Source organism: Thalassotalea fonticola, from assembly GCF_032911225.1.
Lineage (GTDB): Bacteria > Pseudomonadota > Gammaproteobacteria > Enterobacterales > Alteromonadaceae > Thalassotalea_A > Thalassotalea_A fonticola.
In genome coordinates this window covers 1,132,647-1,147,182 of record NZ_CP136600.1, presented here as the reverse complement: position 1 = coordinate 1,147,182, position 14,536 = coordinate 1,132,647, and the positions used below count along the sequence as shown (strand labels likewise).

The window sequence follows — 14,536 nt, the reverse complement described above, 5'->3', positions numbered from 1 at the left end:
TAGGAAATAGCGGTGATAGGACGTTTACGCGGCATTTTAATTGAAAAGCAAGCACCTGAAATATTACTTGAATGTAATGGCGTAGGTTATGAAGTTACCTTGCCCATGACAAGCTTTTACCATCTGCCCAAGCTTGAGCAAGAAGCGGTGATCTATACCCATTTTGTAGTGCGTGAAGATGCACAATTACTGTATGGTTTTGCCAATCAAACTGAACGTAAGCTGTTTCGTTTGTTGATTAAAGTAAACGGTGTCGGTCCTAAATTAGCTCTCGCGATTTTATCAAATATGTCAGCCGGGCAATTCGTGCATTGTGTAACTCTTGATGATGTTGCCACAATAGTTAAAATTCCAGGTGTTGGTAAGAAAACTGCAGAGCGATTACTCATTGAAATGCGTGATAAGTTAAAAGACTGGGGTAATGATATCGCTACACCAGCAACAGATAATATGCCAATAGACTTAATTTCAGCTGATAGCTCTTTGGTAACAGCGGCTTCTAATAAGGATGATGCAATTACCGCCTTGGTATCTCTTGGTTATAAGCCTGTACAAGCAGATAAGGCGGTTAAAGCAATTTTTGCTGACGATATGAGTTCAGAAGAGTTGATCCGTGATGCTCTTAAATCAATGCTATAAAATTAAACAACAAATAAATAAGTAAACACTATGATTGAAGCAGACAGGCTAATACAACCAGAGCGCATAATAGAGCCAACGGCAAATCGTGAAGAAGAAACCATAGACAGGGCTATTCGCCCTAAAATGCTTGCCGATTATACCGGTCAAGATCATGTAAAAGAGCAAATGGAAATCTTCATTCAAGCGGCTAAAAATCGCGGTGAACCCCTTGATCATTTGCTTATATTTGGCCCTCCCGGTTTAGGTAAAACAACGCTTGCAAACATTGTCGCCAACGAAATGGACGTGAATATTCGCACCACCTCAGGTCCAGTCTTGGAAAAGGCCGGTGACTTGGCCGCACTATTGACCAACCTTGAAGAAAACGATGTATTATTTATTGATGAAATTCATCGATTAAGCCCTGTGGTAGAAGAGATTTTGTACCCAGCAATGGAAGATTATCAATTAGATATTATGATAGGTGAAGGGCCTGCTGCTCGTTCAATTAAACTGGATTTACCGCCTTTTACTCTTATTGGCGCAACAACAAGAGCTGGCTCTTTAACGTCACCGCTGCGTGATCGTTTCGGCATTGTTCAGCGTTTAGAATTTTATAAAGTTGCTGATTTAAAAGATATTGTCAGCCGGTCTGCGCACTTTTTAAATGTCGATTTAAATGAAGAAGGTGCATTTGAAATTGCAAAACGTTCGCGTGGAACACCGCGTATTGCCAATCGATTGTTACGCCGGGTACGAGATTATGCTGAAGTAAAAACGACAGGTGAAGTAGGGCAGGAAACAGCATCTAAAGCATTGAACATGCTTGAGGTTGACACCGAAGGCTTTGATTTAATGGATAGAAAGTTATTACTCGCCATTATTGATAAATTTTCTGGTGGCCCTGTAGGCTTAGATAATGTTGCCGCCGCTATTGGTGAAGAGCGTGAAACCATTGAAGATGTAATAGAGCCTTATTTAATTCAACAAGGCTTTTTACAACGCACACCTCGTGGACGAATTGTTACTGACAATGCCTACCTACATTTTGGTTTAGACAAACCAACAAATAAATAGTCGAGTTTTTCTACTCAATTAAAGATGACCTGATTTCAATCAGGTCGTCTTTTGTTTTGATATTGGTATTAAATTTATTACTGTGCTTTAGACCTTGAAAATACGCTGTATAGAATAGGTAAAATAAACAAGGTTAAAAACGTAGCGGTAACCAAACCACCAACAATCACAGAGGCTAAAGGCTTTTGAATTTCAGCGCCAACGCCGTTTGATAATAACATTGGCAATAAACCCAATGCGGAAGTTAACGCGGTCATTAATACCGGACGCAATCTTGATACTGCCCCTTCAAAAGCTGCATTAGTTATCGACGCGCCATCTACTACTCGTCGATTGATACTTTCAACCATTACCACACCATTTAACACAGCGACTCCAAATAAGGTAATAAAGCCTACGGAGCTAGGAACCGATAGATACTGCCCAGAAAAGTACAATGAGAATACGCCGCCGATAATCGCTAAAGGAACATTTACTAATATTAAGGCCGCTTGCCCGATAGAACCAAATGAGAAATAAAGTAGCAAAGCAATCAATGCCAGTGAAATTGGTACTACTATCATTAACCTTTTCTGTGCACGCTGTTGCGATTCAAATTGTCCGCCAATTAATACCGAGTAACCAGCTGGTAAATCAACTTTATTGTTTATAACTGCACGTATATCAGCAACCACGCTCCCCATATCGCGGCCTTGTACATTAGCTTGAATTACTACTCGGCGTTGTACATCATCGCGCCTTATTTGCGGCGGTCCTGATTCAATGCCAACGTTAGCAACATCACCGAGCCTTACCCAAGCACCGGTTGGTGATTGTATGCGCAGCTCAGAAATTTTGTCCTGCTTATTGCGAAACTCTTCAGCAAGTCTTACATAAATGTCATAACGTTCATTACCATTAATTATCTGTCCGGCAGCTTGCCCCCCAAGGCCGTCTCTAACAACCCTCATAACATCATCAACTGACAAACCATAACGAGAAAGTTGTCGACGATTTGGGCTTATCACCAGTTGTGATTCACCAACTATTTGTTCAATGGCAACGTCTCTGGCACCATTGACATCTTTAATAGCACTTTCTATCTCTAAGCCTTTTTCGGCCAGCACTGTTAAATCAGGGCCAAATAGTTTAATGGCAAGTTGCGCTTTTACCCCTGATAAAAGTTCGTCTACGCGTGTGGCGATAGGCTGTGAGAAATTCAGCAGTAAACCCGGAAATTGCTCAAGCTTAATTGACATTAACTCTTGTAAGGCAACTCTGTCAGTTGCACTTGTCCATTGTGATATGGGTGTTAAACCGATATAAACTTCAATGTTATTTACCGGCTCAGGATCGCCGCCAATTTCCGGTCGGCCAATACGACTCAGGGTATAGGTCACTTCAGGAAATTCCATCAGCATGGCTTCAAGTTTTGGTGCAACGCTAAGTGCGGTTTCTAAACTTGACGAAGGTGCTAAAGTTACTCGTAAGTTTATTGTGCCTTCTTCAAGCTCAGGAACAAACTCTGTGCCTAATTTAGGTACTAAAAATGCAGCAGACAGTAACAACGCTAAAGCAATTGATAGCACTATTTTACTATTCTCTATTGCCCACTTTAATGACTTTCGATAACCAGCTTCTAATGGATTTAACAATACATTGTTTGGTGCTTTAAAGCTTTTTTTGAACATAAAGGTTGCTAAAGCCGGCACAATGATCAGCGCGACAAACAATGCTGAAATTATGGCTAACATAATACTAATCGCCATAGGCTGGAATAACTTAGCTTCAACCCCTTCAAAGGTAAACATAGGGGTAAACACTACGAGTATGATCATGGTGGCGAAAAATATTGGCCGAGCAACTTCTTTACCAGCTTGCTGTAGCCTTAATGAAATACCTTGCGGGTTATTACTGTCGTGTGCGATATCATGAGGGTCATCTTCTTGGTCATTCCTATCTTTGGCTTTTTGCTGATGAATAGCATCAGGAGAGGTTAAATGTTTAAACATATTCTCCACCATAACTACCGAGCCATCTACTAGCATACCAATGGCCACAGCAATTCCTCCAAGTGACATTAAATTGGCGGATAAACCAAACCAAGACATGATCAACAAAGCAATTGTGATTGAAATAGGGATAGATATTAAGACCAGAAAGGTAGCTCTTAAATTTAATAAAAATAGCGCTAGTACAATAATAATAAACACAAACGCTAATAATAAAGCATTGGTCACAGTGTCAATTGCTTGCTTAATTAAATCAGCTTGATCGTAAAATGGTTTAAACGTGACCCCTTCAGGTAAAGCTTGATTAATTAACGCATTGCGCTCAATAATGCCATCAATGGTTGATTTAGTGTTTGCCCCCATTCGTTTGAGCACAATTCCGGAAACGACTTCACCGAGTGAATTAACATTACCTTCAACATCTCTTTCAGTCATGGTAACCGCGCCTTGACGAATTTCATCACCAAATTCTACTTTAGCGACATCGGCAACGGTTACTACAGTTCCGGCAATTGTTTTAAGCGGTACTTGACCTAATTCTTGCAAGCCTTGTTCTGAGTGGCTAAGCCAGCCTGTGCCTCTGATCACTAACTGCTCTTGGCCGCGATTTAGGTACCAACCGCCAACATTGCTGTTATTTCGTTCAAGGGCAGCAATTACATCAGCTTGAGTAAGGTTGTATGATAATAATTTAGATGGATCTATGTTCACTTGATATTGCAGTACATCACCGCCAAAAGACAACACATCGGTAATCCCATCTACTGGCATTAGTAATAATTTGACTACCCAGTCGTTTAGACTGCGCAAGCTTTTGTTGTCGTACCCTGAACCTTGCTCTGCAATCAGCATATACTGATAAACTTGCCCTAAACCTGAAGTGTTTGGCCCTAATTCTGGTGAACCAACATTGGCAGGAATGAGTTCTTTGGCTGATTGTAATTGCTCAAACACTAACTGCCGGGCAAAATAAATATCGACTCCTTCATTAAATACTACCGTAATGCCGGAAAGGCCGGTTTTAGATATAGAGCGTACTTGCGCGACATCGGGTAGTGCATACATGACTGATTCAATAGGAAACGTAATTAATTGCTCCACTTCTTCCGAGGCTAACCCCGGCGCTTCAGTATTAATAGTGACCTGCACGTTGGTTACATCAGGAAATGCATCTAAATTCAACTTAGGGATCACGGCGATTGCCGTGGCTAACAGGGTGATCAGTGCGATAACAACCAATAATCGGTTCGTTACCGCCCAATCGATAATTCGATTAAACATAGTAAACTACTCCAATTTATTAATGGTTGTGCGGATCAAAGCCGCCTTTTGCTTGCTCTGAGGCAATAAAAAATGCCCCTTGCATAACAACATTTAACCCTGATGCGATGCCTGATATTTCTCTAAACTCGCCTAATGATCGTCCTAGTTCAACTTCTTTAGCGATGAATTCACCAGGATGATCTTCAATAAATACTAGCCAATCACCATCACTGCCACGCATAAGCGCTGTTTCTGGTACGGCAATTACTTCAGTTGCCGTTTCTAAGTTAAAAAACACATCGCCAAACATACCTGCGTGTAATTTATGATCATCATTGTTAACAGATAAACGTACAATGCGAGTACGAGTTTCAGGATCAATAGTGTGTGCTTCTTGGATCACAGTTGCGACATATGAAGTGCCATAAACCGTTAATGTCGCTTTAGTTCCCGCAGGTAAGGCAAGATCAACACTAGGTGATAACTTTGCTTCTACCCAAAGTTCGCTCTCGTCGGCAAGCACCATCAGCGTCTTTCCCGATTCAACTCGTTGGCCTTGTTGAAAATCATCGCTTAATACCGAACCAGATTGTATTGCTTCCAAGGTATATTGACCAAGAGGTGAGGCGTTATCTTTGCTAAGTTGGTTGATTGTTGCTGTTGATAAACCAAACGCCTTAAGGCTGGCAAGGGCAGCATTGTAACGCGTTTCGGCTTCAGAGATACTTTTCTCACTCACTGCACTTTTATCTATATTTTGCACTCTAAGCCAATCATTGTAATAAATACGATAATCAGCCTCTGCTTGGGCGATCACTTCACTAAAAAGAGTGACTAAAGGTTGGCCTTTAACGACATGTTCGCCTAGGGCAACGTGTCTTTTTAATACAATTGAATCGACTCTAGGCGATACCACATAACTGGTATAGCCATTAGCCTTGATTTCAGTTGGCGCATAAACTTTTTCGTGCATGATTTTGGCAGTAAGTGTTTCAACTTTGATACCGGCAAGACTAACTTGTTTTGTTGATAACTCTATGGCAGATTCATGGTCTTCATCGTTAGCCTCGGTCAGGATTCCGTCGCCGTCCGATAAAGCTAATACGGTGTTAGGTTTGCTTTGCTGTTCTTCTGCAGCGTGATTGTGACCATCTTCTTCACTTGCTTGGCTAAATGAAAAAGGCATAGCTAATAATAATGCGACCAGCACAATGCGGCCACTATAAATAGGTTTCATATAAATTCTCTTAACTTTTAAAAATAATAAGCAGCAATTCCTTAATGAAAAGAAATTACGTAATAAACTTTGTTAATAAAAATTAAGAAATTGGAGGGCGAAGCGGGCTATCTAAGTGACCATTATTACTAACAACTAAATAGGGTAATGATTGTTCGTTATTACTTTGTGCAATAGAGTTAAGATCATTTGCCGTTACCCATTGAGAATGAGAGCCATGGCAATGGCCACAATGATGGCAGTCTTCGATTTGATGGTCATCATCAGCGCTATTATCTGACGCTACTTGAAAGTCATTGTCGTGGGAATGTTCAATTTTGATATGCTCGTTTTCTACTTGATGGATTTCTTGAGCGTTAAGCACAGTAAAAAACGACTGCAAAGCAATCGAAAGTACTAATAAGTAGCTTAACCAGTGTGGTTTCATCTGTGTGAGACATTATCCAAAATTAAATCGAAGCCAATTTATCACCAATGAATAAAGTGAGCAATACCAGTTATGTATATAAATATTTCATAAATGTTTAATTTAAGCTTTGCCAATCACCAGGTTTGTCAATATCTGCTACGGTGCCACTGTCGTCTACTTTCATTAAATGTAATTTATCATTGTTGGCCTTGATAACTTTTACTGCGCCAAGATCGCCACATAATTGACTTAACTGCGCCAAAAATTCAGTACCAAAACAAACAGGGTGGCCAGCTTGATTTTGAAACATTGGCCGGACAATGTTACTACTAACCGATTCGCGTAATAGCATTTTTATAGTGTCAGAATTTATATAGGGCATATCGGCTAAGAAAATACTGACACTACTTATCTTATTTGCTGTTTGATTTTTCAAAATACCCTTAATACCTGCGGCTAAACTATTTCCTAAACCGATATCGCCCTTAGGTGCAGGGATTAAACTAAGTGATTTGTGTTTAATTGTAGCCAGAAAAGTATCATCAAGGTGGCGATGTACAAGATATACGGTGTTAAAATTCTGACAAACTAAATCTAGGGTTTGTAAAATTAATGGTTGCTTGTCACCCGACAGCCTTTTGTCACTGCCGTAACGTTTGGAGAAGCCTGCAGCAAGCACCAGCGCGATATGATGGGTCATAATAATTCTTTGCTAATTGAGTGCCGTACCCTGATGATGTCAGCCATGGTCGAAATGGCAATTTCAAACGGAGTTTTACTACCAATATTTAATCCGATGGGGGCGGTTAATCGGCTTAATTGCTCATCGCTTAATGCACATATTCGTTTAAGTCGATCGCGTCGGTTTGCGGTTGTTCGCATTGAACCCATAGCGCCAATGTAAAAAGCAGGGGTATCGAATACGGTCATCATAGCAACATCATCAACTCTTGGATCATGAGCGAGCGCTAATACCGCACTGCGTTTATTTGCATATTGCTCAATAAATTCATCGGGTGACTGCCAATGGATATCGACACCGCCATTGGCTTTAGTAAAGTGCCAACTTGAACTTAATTCTTTGCGCATATCACATACTTTTACATCAAAACCTGCCTGCAAGCCTAATTGCGCAATGTGCTCGGTTACTTGTCCTATACCTATGAGTAAAAGTGAATACACCTGAGCATAAGCCAGCTGTACACTTAAATTGTCTTCTACAACTTGTGGGAATGTGTCATCTAACCGCGGGGATGTGTTGCTGATATCATCATTAAAGAAAACTTCTCTTAAAAAGGCTTGCTGAGTTTGGGCAAGTTCAAGCCAGTTAACAATGATTTGTTGATTAATTACAGTTGGAATGAAGTGCTCGACTAACAAACGAATTGTGCCACCACAAGGTAATTCTCTAGCAATGTCTTGCTCAACGGCATGATCACCGTAAGTGAATACCTGTGCTGTCTTTAAGAACCTGCCTTGTTTGATCATATTTACAAATGCATCTTCTAAACAACCTCCTGAAATAGAGCCTACCCGTTCATTACCATCGGTTAAAAAAATTGAGCCTATTGGCCGAGGAGCAGAGCCATAGGTTTTTAAAATAGTACAAAGCCAAATAGGCTTGCCTGCAGATAGCCACTGCTCAGCTTTGATAATTACATTTATGTCAGTAAGTTGCATTAGTTTACTTTGCTAAATTCTTAATACACTTAAACTACTGATAAATTATAGAAAGTTAAAGAAATAATTTTAGCTAACGCGCGAACAAGCACGCGCCAACCTCTATTTTACTATGGTTGGTCCGAATTTATTCAAAAGTTAATCAGTTTAGTGGTAATCGAATAGACGTCGAAATACTACCTCCCTGTAATTTCGACATGCCTTCCTCCATGAAGGCAAAAAAAAGCCCGCTAATTAGCGGGCAAACAACATAAGTTGATAGGAGGAAGTTAAATAAATCCAGAAACATAATTAAAACAAGAGATGTCGCTTAGATGGGGGAATTATATGGAGTAAATAAAAAGTTAACAAACTAAATAAATTAAAATTATTCATTAGAAAAACTAATGAATAGAATTTATTTATTGCTGGTAGGAGTTCTCTTTAGTGCCTTTGTATCTAAGTTGTTTTTGTTGTAATTAGTTATTTTCATAAGTTAATAAAAATAATGGTTATGTGTAAATTGTAAAAGAGGATGCGCTCATCGTGATTTTTTAAATATTGTTTTTATAAAATAAATGAAAAAAAATTTAACCTATTGCATTAATCCACTTGAGTGTAGGGTTTAAATTCGCGTAATATAAGCCAGTGTAATTTAAATGTACAAATCTACTATTTAGAGCGAATGAATAATAATAACAATGCTTTTCAATATGACTTGCGAGTTTACTATGAAGACACCGACGCCGGTGGCATAGTTTATTACGCTAATTATTTAAAGTTTGCTGAGCGAGCCAGAACGGAATGGCTTAGAGACTTGGGAATAAATCAGTCATTTTTTCTTGAACAAAAGTTAGGATTCGTGGTCAGAAAGGTTGAAATGGATAACAGAGCCTCTGCCAAACTCGATGATTTGCTAACCATTACAACAACAATTTCAAATTTAAAAAAAGCCAGTTTGGTATTTGAGCAAGTGATTCAAAATCAACACGGCGACATTTTATGTAATGTTTCCGTGCTCGTCGCTAGCGTTAATTTACAACGCGCCAAACCTTGTGCAATTCCAGAACAAATTTTAGGAGCTTTAACTAGTGCACGCTGAATTATCGTTTTTTGATTTATTTTTACAAGCCAGCCTTCTGGTCAAAGCGGTTATGCTTTGTTTATTAGGTTTTTCTATTGCTTCATGGACCATGATTATTCAACGCTCAAAAGCGCTGAATAAAGCCCAAGTACAATCATCGACGTTTGAAGACAAATTCTGGTCTGGTGCTGATTTAAGTAAATTGTACAAAGAAATCAGTGCTCGTGGCGCTGTAGATGGTATTGAAAGTTTATTTGTCGCGGGTTTTAAAGAGTTTGCCCGTATCAGGAAAAGCCCTGATTCATCGCCACAGGCAGTTATTGATGGCACCCATAGAGCTATGCGAGTTTCCTTATCTCGCGAAGTAGATGAATTAGAAACTCATTTATCTTTTTTAGCAACCGTTGGTTCTATTAGCCCTTATATTGGCTTGTTTGGTACGGTTTGGGGAATTATGAATTCATTTATTGCCTTAGGCGCAGTTCAGCAAGCAACACTTTCTATGGTTGCACCTGGCATAGCCGAAGCACTTATTGCCACCGCTATGGGATTATTTGCTGCAATACCTGCGGTAATGGCATTTAACCGTTTTTCTCATACGGTTGAAAAACTTGAAAATAGTTATGGTAATTTTGTCGAAGAGTTTTCAAGTATCTTACAACGCCAATCTATTGCCTCTAACCGAACTCAAGCTCAATAGCGTCGAGGATTTAGTATGTACGTTAGAGTTAAACGTAAACGTGTAGCCGAAATCAACGTTGTGCCATATATTGATGTAATGTTGGTGCTGTTGATCATCTTTATGGTGACTGCTCCTTTGATCACTCAGGGGGTAAAAGTTGATTTGCCAAAAGCTGATTCAGAGTCACTACCACAAGACTCTAAAACACCCATTGTTGCCAGTGTGGATATTGACGGTTTGTTTTATTTAAATGTGGGCGACTCTAAGTCTGAATCGCTCGAACCTGCCGAATTAGCAGTGTTAGTTCGAGCGCGATTAGAAGTTGATCCAGACACCCCTGTAGTGGTTAATGGTGATGGTAATGTCCCATATAATTCAATTATTCAACTCATGGTGTTATTGCAACAGTCGGGTGTTCCTTCCGTTGGCCTAATGACCGAATCGCCGGAGCAATAATAAAGTGTTTGCAGTTTTTAAAAATGCGATTTGCAATTTAGTTAACAAATGCATGTTGGTGTTTACCTATTTGCCCGATGGTAAAAATGCTAAACAGCAATATATCATTGCTATTGCTGCGGCAGTAGGTCTTCATTTAATCATGGCCATTGTATTAATGCTTAATACAGACTTTAGTCCTAAAGCTAAGCCTGTTGTTAAACCACAAATGCAAGTGATTGATGCAGTAGTTATTGATGAGAGCAAACTGAAACAACAAGTTGATAAACTTAAAAGGCAAAAACAAGCGGCTAAAAAACGTGAAGATGACCGCATTAAAGAATTAGAGCGTAGAGCTGATGATGCGGCTAAAAAACGCAAAAATGAAGCTCAAAAAATAAAAAACTTAGAAAAACAGCGCAAGAAAAAAGAAGCTGAAAAGAAAAAAGCTGATGCTGCGGCAAAAACCGCGAAAGCGAAAGCAGCAACTCAAGAGAAAATACGTAAGAAAAAAGAGCAAGAGCGTAAACAAGCTGAAAAAGCTGCAAGTGACGCAAAAGCGAAACGTTTAAAAGAAGAAAAAGCCGCTGCTGATGCTGCAGAACAGCGTCGCCGTAAAAAGCTGGAAGATGATAAACGCAAAAGAGAAGCCGCTGAACGCGCTGAGCAAGAACGCATGTTAGAACAGCAAATGCTTGAAGAAATGGCGTCTCGTGACACTGCTCGTAGTCGGCAAGTTATGGGTGAGGTAGATAAATATAAAGCGTTAGTGTCGCAAGCAATATCTCGTAATTTCATCATCGATGAAGGAACAATGCGTGGTAAGTCTTGTAAAATAAAAATTAAATTAGCGAGTAGCGGTTTTGTGATAAGTGCTACAGCCGGGGCGGGCGATAAAGTGGTTTGTTTAGAGGCTGTGAAAGCCGTAAATAAAGCCGGTACCTTACCTGTTTCGAAAGATCCTGAAGTGTTTAATCAATTTAAAAGCTTTAGCATAAATTACATACCAGAAATTAATTAATGGAAAATTAGAAATAGAATGATATTTAAAAAATTATTTGCCGGATTGGTTTTTCTCTCCTTAACAATAACAACTGCACAAGCTGAACTCGAGCTGGTTATCACTGGCGGTGTTAATACGGCCAGACCGATAGCTGTTTTACCGTTTACCTATAATGGCACTAGTGCATTACCTGAAAACATTGCCAAAGTTATCAGCGATGATTTATTGCGCAGCGGCAAATTTAATCCTATTAGCACGATGAATATGCCGCAAATGCCAACAAAAGTTGCCGATGTTGATTTTCAAGCTTGGGCCAGTTTAGGGGTTGAAGCTATTGTTATGGGTAACGTTACCGAATCAACGCCAAATAATTATCTGATATCTTTTAAACTTGTCGATGTTATCCGCGGACAAATGACCGGCGGTGAAGGGGGCTCGTTAAAGAATGGCCAATTAGTGCAAAGTAATGACCATGTATTGATTAACTCCAGTCCTAGTCAATATATTCCAGCAAAACTATTTCGCCCTAAAGCACACCAAATATCCGATAGCATATTTGAGAAACTTACTGGTGTTCGCGGTGCATTTCTAACAAAAATTGCTTACGTGATTGTGCGCGACAGTGGTGCTAAAAAATATCAATTAGTGCTAGCCGATTATGATGGTTACAACGAGCAAGTGTTATTAAGTTCTTCAGAGCCTTTAATGTCACCAACCTGGTCACCCGATGGTACAAAATTAGCCTATGTAACGTTTGAACAACGCCAAGCTCAAATATATATTCAAAATATTTATACTGCTCAGCGTGAAGTAATTTCAACTTTCAAAGGTATAAATGGCGCGCCTCGCTGGTCTCCTGATGGCAAGAGCATGGCTATGGTATTGTCTAAAGATGGCAATCCTGAAGTATATGTAATGAATATTGCCACTAAAAAATTACGCCGTATTACTCGCCATCGCGCCATAGATACTGAGCCAAGTTGGGCACCGGATGGAAATTCTTTAATATTTACCTCAGAACGGGGTGGTAAACCGCAGTTATATCGCGTAGATTTAGCAAGTGGTAAAGTGAAAAGAGTTACATTCGATGGAGAAATGAATCTTGGTGGTTCTTTTACTCCCGATGGCCGTCAATTGGTAATGGTTAATCGCACACAAGGACAATACCATCTTGCTAAGCAAGAGCTTGATTCGATGAATCCTGTACAAGTTTTAACGAAGACTAGATTGGACGAATCACCAAGTATTGCCCCTAACGGTGGCATGATAATTTATAGTACTTTGTATAATAATCGCCAAGTACTGGGTTTGGTATCTGTTGATGGCCGCTTTAAAGCACGTTTGCCTGCGAAAAATGGGCAGGTAAAAGCACCAGCATGGTCACCATACCTATAATAAAAATAATTTAATTTTAAATTTCAAAAAAGGAAATAAAATGCGTTTAAATAAACTTGTTAAAAGCATTGCTGTAGCTCTGCCATTAATGGCAATGGCTGCATGTAGCTCAAATGACACAACTGAAGCTGAAGCAGAATTAGCTGCTAACCAAGCTGCACAACAAGCACAAGCAGAGCAACAAGCTGCTGAAGCTGCCGCAGCTGCAGAAGTAGCTCGTTTAGAGCAAATTAAACAAGAAGAACAAGATAAGTTACAAACATCTAACACTATCTATTTCGACTTCGATACGTCTAAATTAGATTCTTCAGTAACTGATATTTTAAATATGCATGCTACATTTTTAGTTAGCAATGCTAACGCTCGTGTAGTTATTGAAGGTCATGCTGATGAACGTGGTACGCCAGAATACAACATAGCTCTTGGCGAACGTCGTGCTCAAGCTGTGCAAAAATACCTAGAAAACTCTGGTGTTTTATCGTCTCAAATCGAAACCGTTAGTTACGGTGAAGAAAAACCAGCTATTAGCGACCGCACAGAAGGTGCTTTTGCTAAAAACCGTCGCGCTGTATTAGTATACTAATCGACGAATTTTTAATTAAACCTTAAATATACTGGTTTAATTGAAGATACTGTTAAAAAGCTTGTAACAGATTAAATTTATTAGAATATCAGTTTTCTGTATTCTTAATTATTTAATTGGTTATCAAGCTTTTTCTCTTTTTATATGAGTAAATATTTACTAGTATTGACTTAGTAAATTAATAATTTTGGTAATAGGATATTCAATGACATCGTATAAACTCATTTTCGGTTTAGCGGTAATGGCTAGTACAACTGCATTAGCGGCTGAGCCAGCCCCTGTTTTAGACATCAATGAACAAACTGTGAACTCTGCACAGCCAGCAGATGTGACTACGTTACAACGTACGTTGCAGGTTCGGAACAATGCATTAAACGCAATGCAGCAACAAATAGATGAGCTACAAACTGAACTCAGCGAGCTTAGAGGTGTTACGGAAGAGCAGGCCTATACTATTAATCAAATTCTGCAACGTCAGCGTGAATTGTATCAAGAAATTGATAGAAGGCTCGCAGCGGCACAATCTGCGCCGAAAGTTCCAGCTGCAGGCAACAATAGTAATGTTAATTACTCATCAAACTTAACCGAAAATGAAGCCTATGATCATGCGGTTAATTTAGTTTTGAAACAGAAGAAATACGATCAGGCCATTACTGAGTTTCAATCGTTTAACCAAAAGTTTCCTAATTCAAGTTATTCAGCCAATGCCCATTATTGGTTAGGGCAATTACTTTTTAATAAAGGAAAGTTGAATGAAGCAGGCACTGAATTTTCAAATGTGATCAATAATTTTGAAAATTCAAACAAGCGAAGTGATGCAATGTTGAAATTAGGCATGGTTGAGGAAAAGCTAAATAACCCGCAAAAGGCGAAAACGATCTTTAATCAACTGATTAAAGAATATGCAGATTCATCTGCGGCGCAATTAGCCAAAGCTCGTTTATCTAGTTTATAATTTTTTTTAGTTTTATTAAAATCCATGTTAGTTATCGTTACTGTATGTTTTTTGAGCGCAATTGATTGCATACTTTGACGATAACTTGCTCTATCTGCTCTCTTTTTGCGCATACAAACTTATTTTTACAAAAAACTGAAAT

General features: G+C 39.3%; 14 protein-coding genes. 9 read left to right on the top strand and 5 right to left on the bottom strand.

Annotated elements, in window-relative coordinates:
- Positions 1-12: 12 nt before the first annotated feature.
- Both ruvA and ruvB read left to right on the top strand, forming a co-directional pair.
- Complete coding sequence (ruvA, locus tag RI844_RS04850) at positions 13-639, top strand: Holliday junction branch migration protein RuvA (RefSeq protein WP_348397316.1); 627 nt, start codon at positions 13-15, stop codon at positions 637-639.
- 30 nt (positions 640-669) lie between these two features.
- Positions 670-1,698, top strand: a complete 1,029-nt coding sequence (gene ruvB, locus RI844_RS04845; RefSeq protein ID WP_348397315.1) for a Holliday junction branch migration DNA helicase RuvB — start codon at positions 670-672, stop codon at positions 1,696-1,698.
- A 77-nt stretch (positions 1,699-1,775) separates the two neighbouring features.
- Here ruvB and RI844_RS04840 read toward each other — a convergent pair whose 3' ends face one another.
- From RI844_RS04840 to RI844_RS04820, 5 genes are all read right to left on the bottom strand, one after another.
- Complete coding sequence (locus RI844_RS04840; RefSeq protein ID WP_348397314.1) at positions 1,776-4,970, bottom strand: efflux RND transporter permease subunit; 3,195 nt, start codon at positions 4,968-4,970, stop codon at positions 1,776-1,778.
- A gap of 19 nt (positions 4,971-4,989) precedes the next feature.
- Positions 4,990-6,189 (bottom strand): efflux RND transporter periplasmic adaptor subunit, encoded by a 1,200-nt coding sequence (locus tag RI844_RS04835; RefSeq protein WP_348397313.1) that lies wholly within the window; start codon positions 6,187-6,189, stop codon positions 4,990-4,992.
- An 82-nt stretch (positions 6,190-6,271) separates the two neighbouring features.
- A complete protein-coding gene (locus RI844_RS04830) occupies positions 6,272-6,616 on the bottom strand; it encodes a DUF2946 domain-containing protein (protein WP_348397312.1) in 345 nt (114 codons plus the stop codon).
- Positions 6,617-6,713: 97 nt separating this feature from the next.
- Positions 6,714-7,298 carry a nucleotidyltransferase family protein gene (locus tag RI844_RS04825; RefSeq protein ID WP_348397311.1) on the bottom strand — a complete coding sequence of 195 codons (585 nt, stop codon included), beginning with the start codon at positions 7,296-7,298 and terminating at the stop codon, positions 6,714-6,716.
- The gene (locus RI844_RS04820; protein WP_348397310.1) at positions 7,295-8,278 is read right to left on the bottom strand and encodes an XdhC family protein; all 984 of its coding nucleotides are present in this window, start codon (positions 8,276-8,278) and stop codon (positions 7,295-7,297) included. Before RI844_RS04820 ends, RI844_RS04825 begins: the two co-directional genes overlap by 4 nt.
- Before the next feature lie 664 nt (positions 8,279-8,942).
- Here RI844_RS04820 and ybgC point away from each other — a divergent pair.
- The 7 genes from ybgC (at position 8,943) to ybgF (ending at position 14,394) form a co-directional block, all read left to right on the top strand.
- Positions 8,943-9,359: a tol-pal system-associated acyl-CoA thioesterase gene (gene ybgC, locus RI844_RS04815; RefSeq protein ID WP_348397309.1), complete on the top strand. Its 417-nt coding sequence runs from the start codon at positions 8,943-8,945 to the stop codon at positions 9,357-9,359.
- Positions 9,349-10,041 carry a protein TolQ gene (gene tolQ, locus RI844_RS04810; RefSeq protein ID WP_348397308.1) on the top strand — a complete coding sequence of 231 codons (693 nt, stop codon included), beginning with the start codon at positions 9,349-9,351 and terminating at the stop codon, positions 10,039-10,041. The genes ybgC and tolQ overlap by 11 nt, the downstream gene beginning before the upstream one ends.
- 15 nt (positions 10,042-10,056) lie before the next feature.
- Complete coding sequence (tolR, locus tag RI844_RS04805) at positions 10,057-10,479, top strand: protein TolR (protein ID WP_348397307.1); 423 nt, start codon at positions 10,057-10,059, stop codon at positions 10,477-10,479.
- Between the two features lie 4 nt (positions 10,480-10,483).
- Positions 10,484-11,479: a cell envelope integrity protein TolA gene (gene tolA / locus RI844_RS04800; protein WP_348397306.1), complete on the top strand. Its 996-nt coding sequence runs from the start codon at positions 10,484-10,486 to the stop codon at positions 11,477-11,479.
- An 18-nt stretch (positions 11,480-11,497) separates the two neighbouring features.
- The gene (gene tolB / locus RI844_RS04795; RefSeq protein WP_348397305.1) at positions 11,498-12,856 is read left to right on the top strand and encodes a Tol-Pal system beta propeller repeat protein TolB; all 1,359 of its coding nucleotides are present in this window, start codon (positions 11,498-11,500) and stop codon (positions 12,854-12,856) included.
- 40 nt (positions 12,857-12,896) lie between these two features.
- Complete coding sequence (pal, locus tag RI844_RS04790; RefSeq protein ID WP_348397304.1) at positions 12,897-13,439, top strand: peptidoglycan-associated lipoprotein Pal; 543 nt, start codon at positions 12,897-12,899, stop codon at positions 13,437-13,439.
- 205 nt (positions 13,440-13,644) lie between these two features.
- Positions 13,645-14,394, top strand: a complete 750-nt coding sequence (gene ybgF, locus RI844_RS04785; protein ID WP_348397303.1) for a tol-pal system protein YbgF — start codon at positions 13,645-13,647, stop codon at positions 14,392-14,394.
- Positions 14,395-14,536 lie beyond the last annotated feature (142 nt).

Coding starts and splice junctions, on each gene's coding strand:
- ruvB (WP_348397315.1), top strand. CDS start 670: ATGATTGAAGCAGACAGGCTAATACAACCAGAGCGCATAATAGAGCCA.
- RI844_RS04840 (WP_348397314.1), bottom strand. CDS start 4,970: ATGTTTAATCGAATTATCGATTGGGCGGTAACGAACCGATTATTGGTT.
- RI844_RS04835 (WP_348397313.1), bottom strand. CDS start 6,189: ATGAAACCTATTTATAGTGGCCGCATTGTGCTGGTCGCATTATTATTA.
- RI844_RS04830 (WP_348397312.1), bottom strand. CDS start 6,616: ATGAAACCACACTGGTTAAGCTACTTATTAGTACTTTCGATTGCTTTG.
- RI844_RS04825 (WP_348397311.1), bottom strand. CDS start 7,298: ATGACCCATCATATCGCGCTGGTGCTTGCTGCAGGCTTCTCCAAACGT.
- RI844_RS04820 (WP_348397310.1), bottom strand. CDS start 8,278: ATGCAACTTACTGACATAAATGTAATTATCAAAGCTGAGCAGTGGCTA.
- ybgC (WP_348397309.1), top strand. CDS start 8,943: ATGAATAATAATAACAATGCTTTTCAATATGACTTGCGAGTTTACTAT.
- tolR (WP_348397307.1), top strand. CDS start 10,057: ATGTACGTTAGAGTTAAACGTAAACGTGTAGCCGAAATCAACGTTGTG.
- tolB (WP_348397305.1), top strand. CDS start 11,498: ATGATATTTAAAAAATTATTTGCCGGATTGGTTTTTCTCTCCTTAACA.
- pal (WP_348397304.1), top strand. CDS start 12,897: ATGCGTTTAAATAAACTTGTTAAAAGCATTGCTGTAGCTCTGCCATTA.
- ybgF (WP_348397303.1), top strand. CDS start 13,645: ATGACATCGTATAAACTCATTTTCGGTTTAGCGGTAATGGCTAGTACA.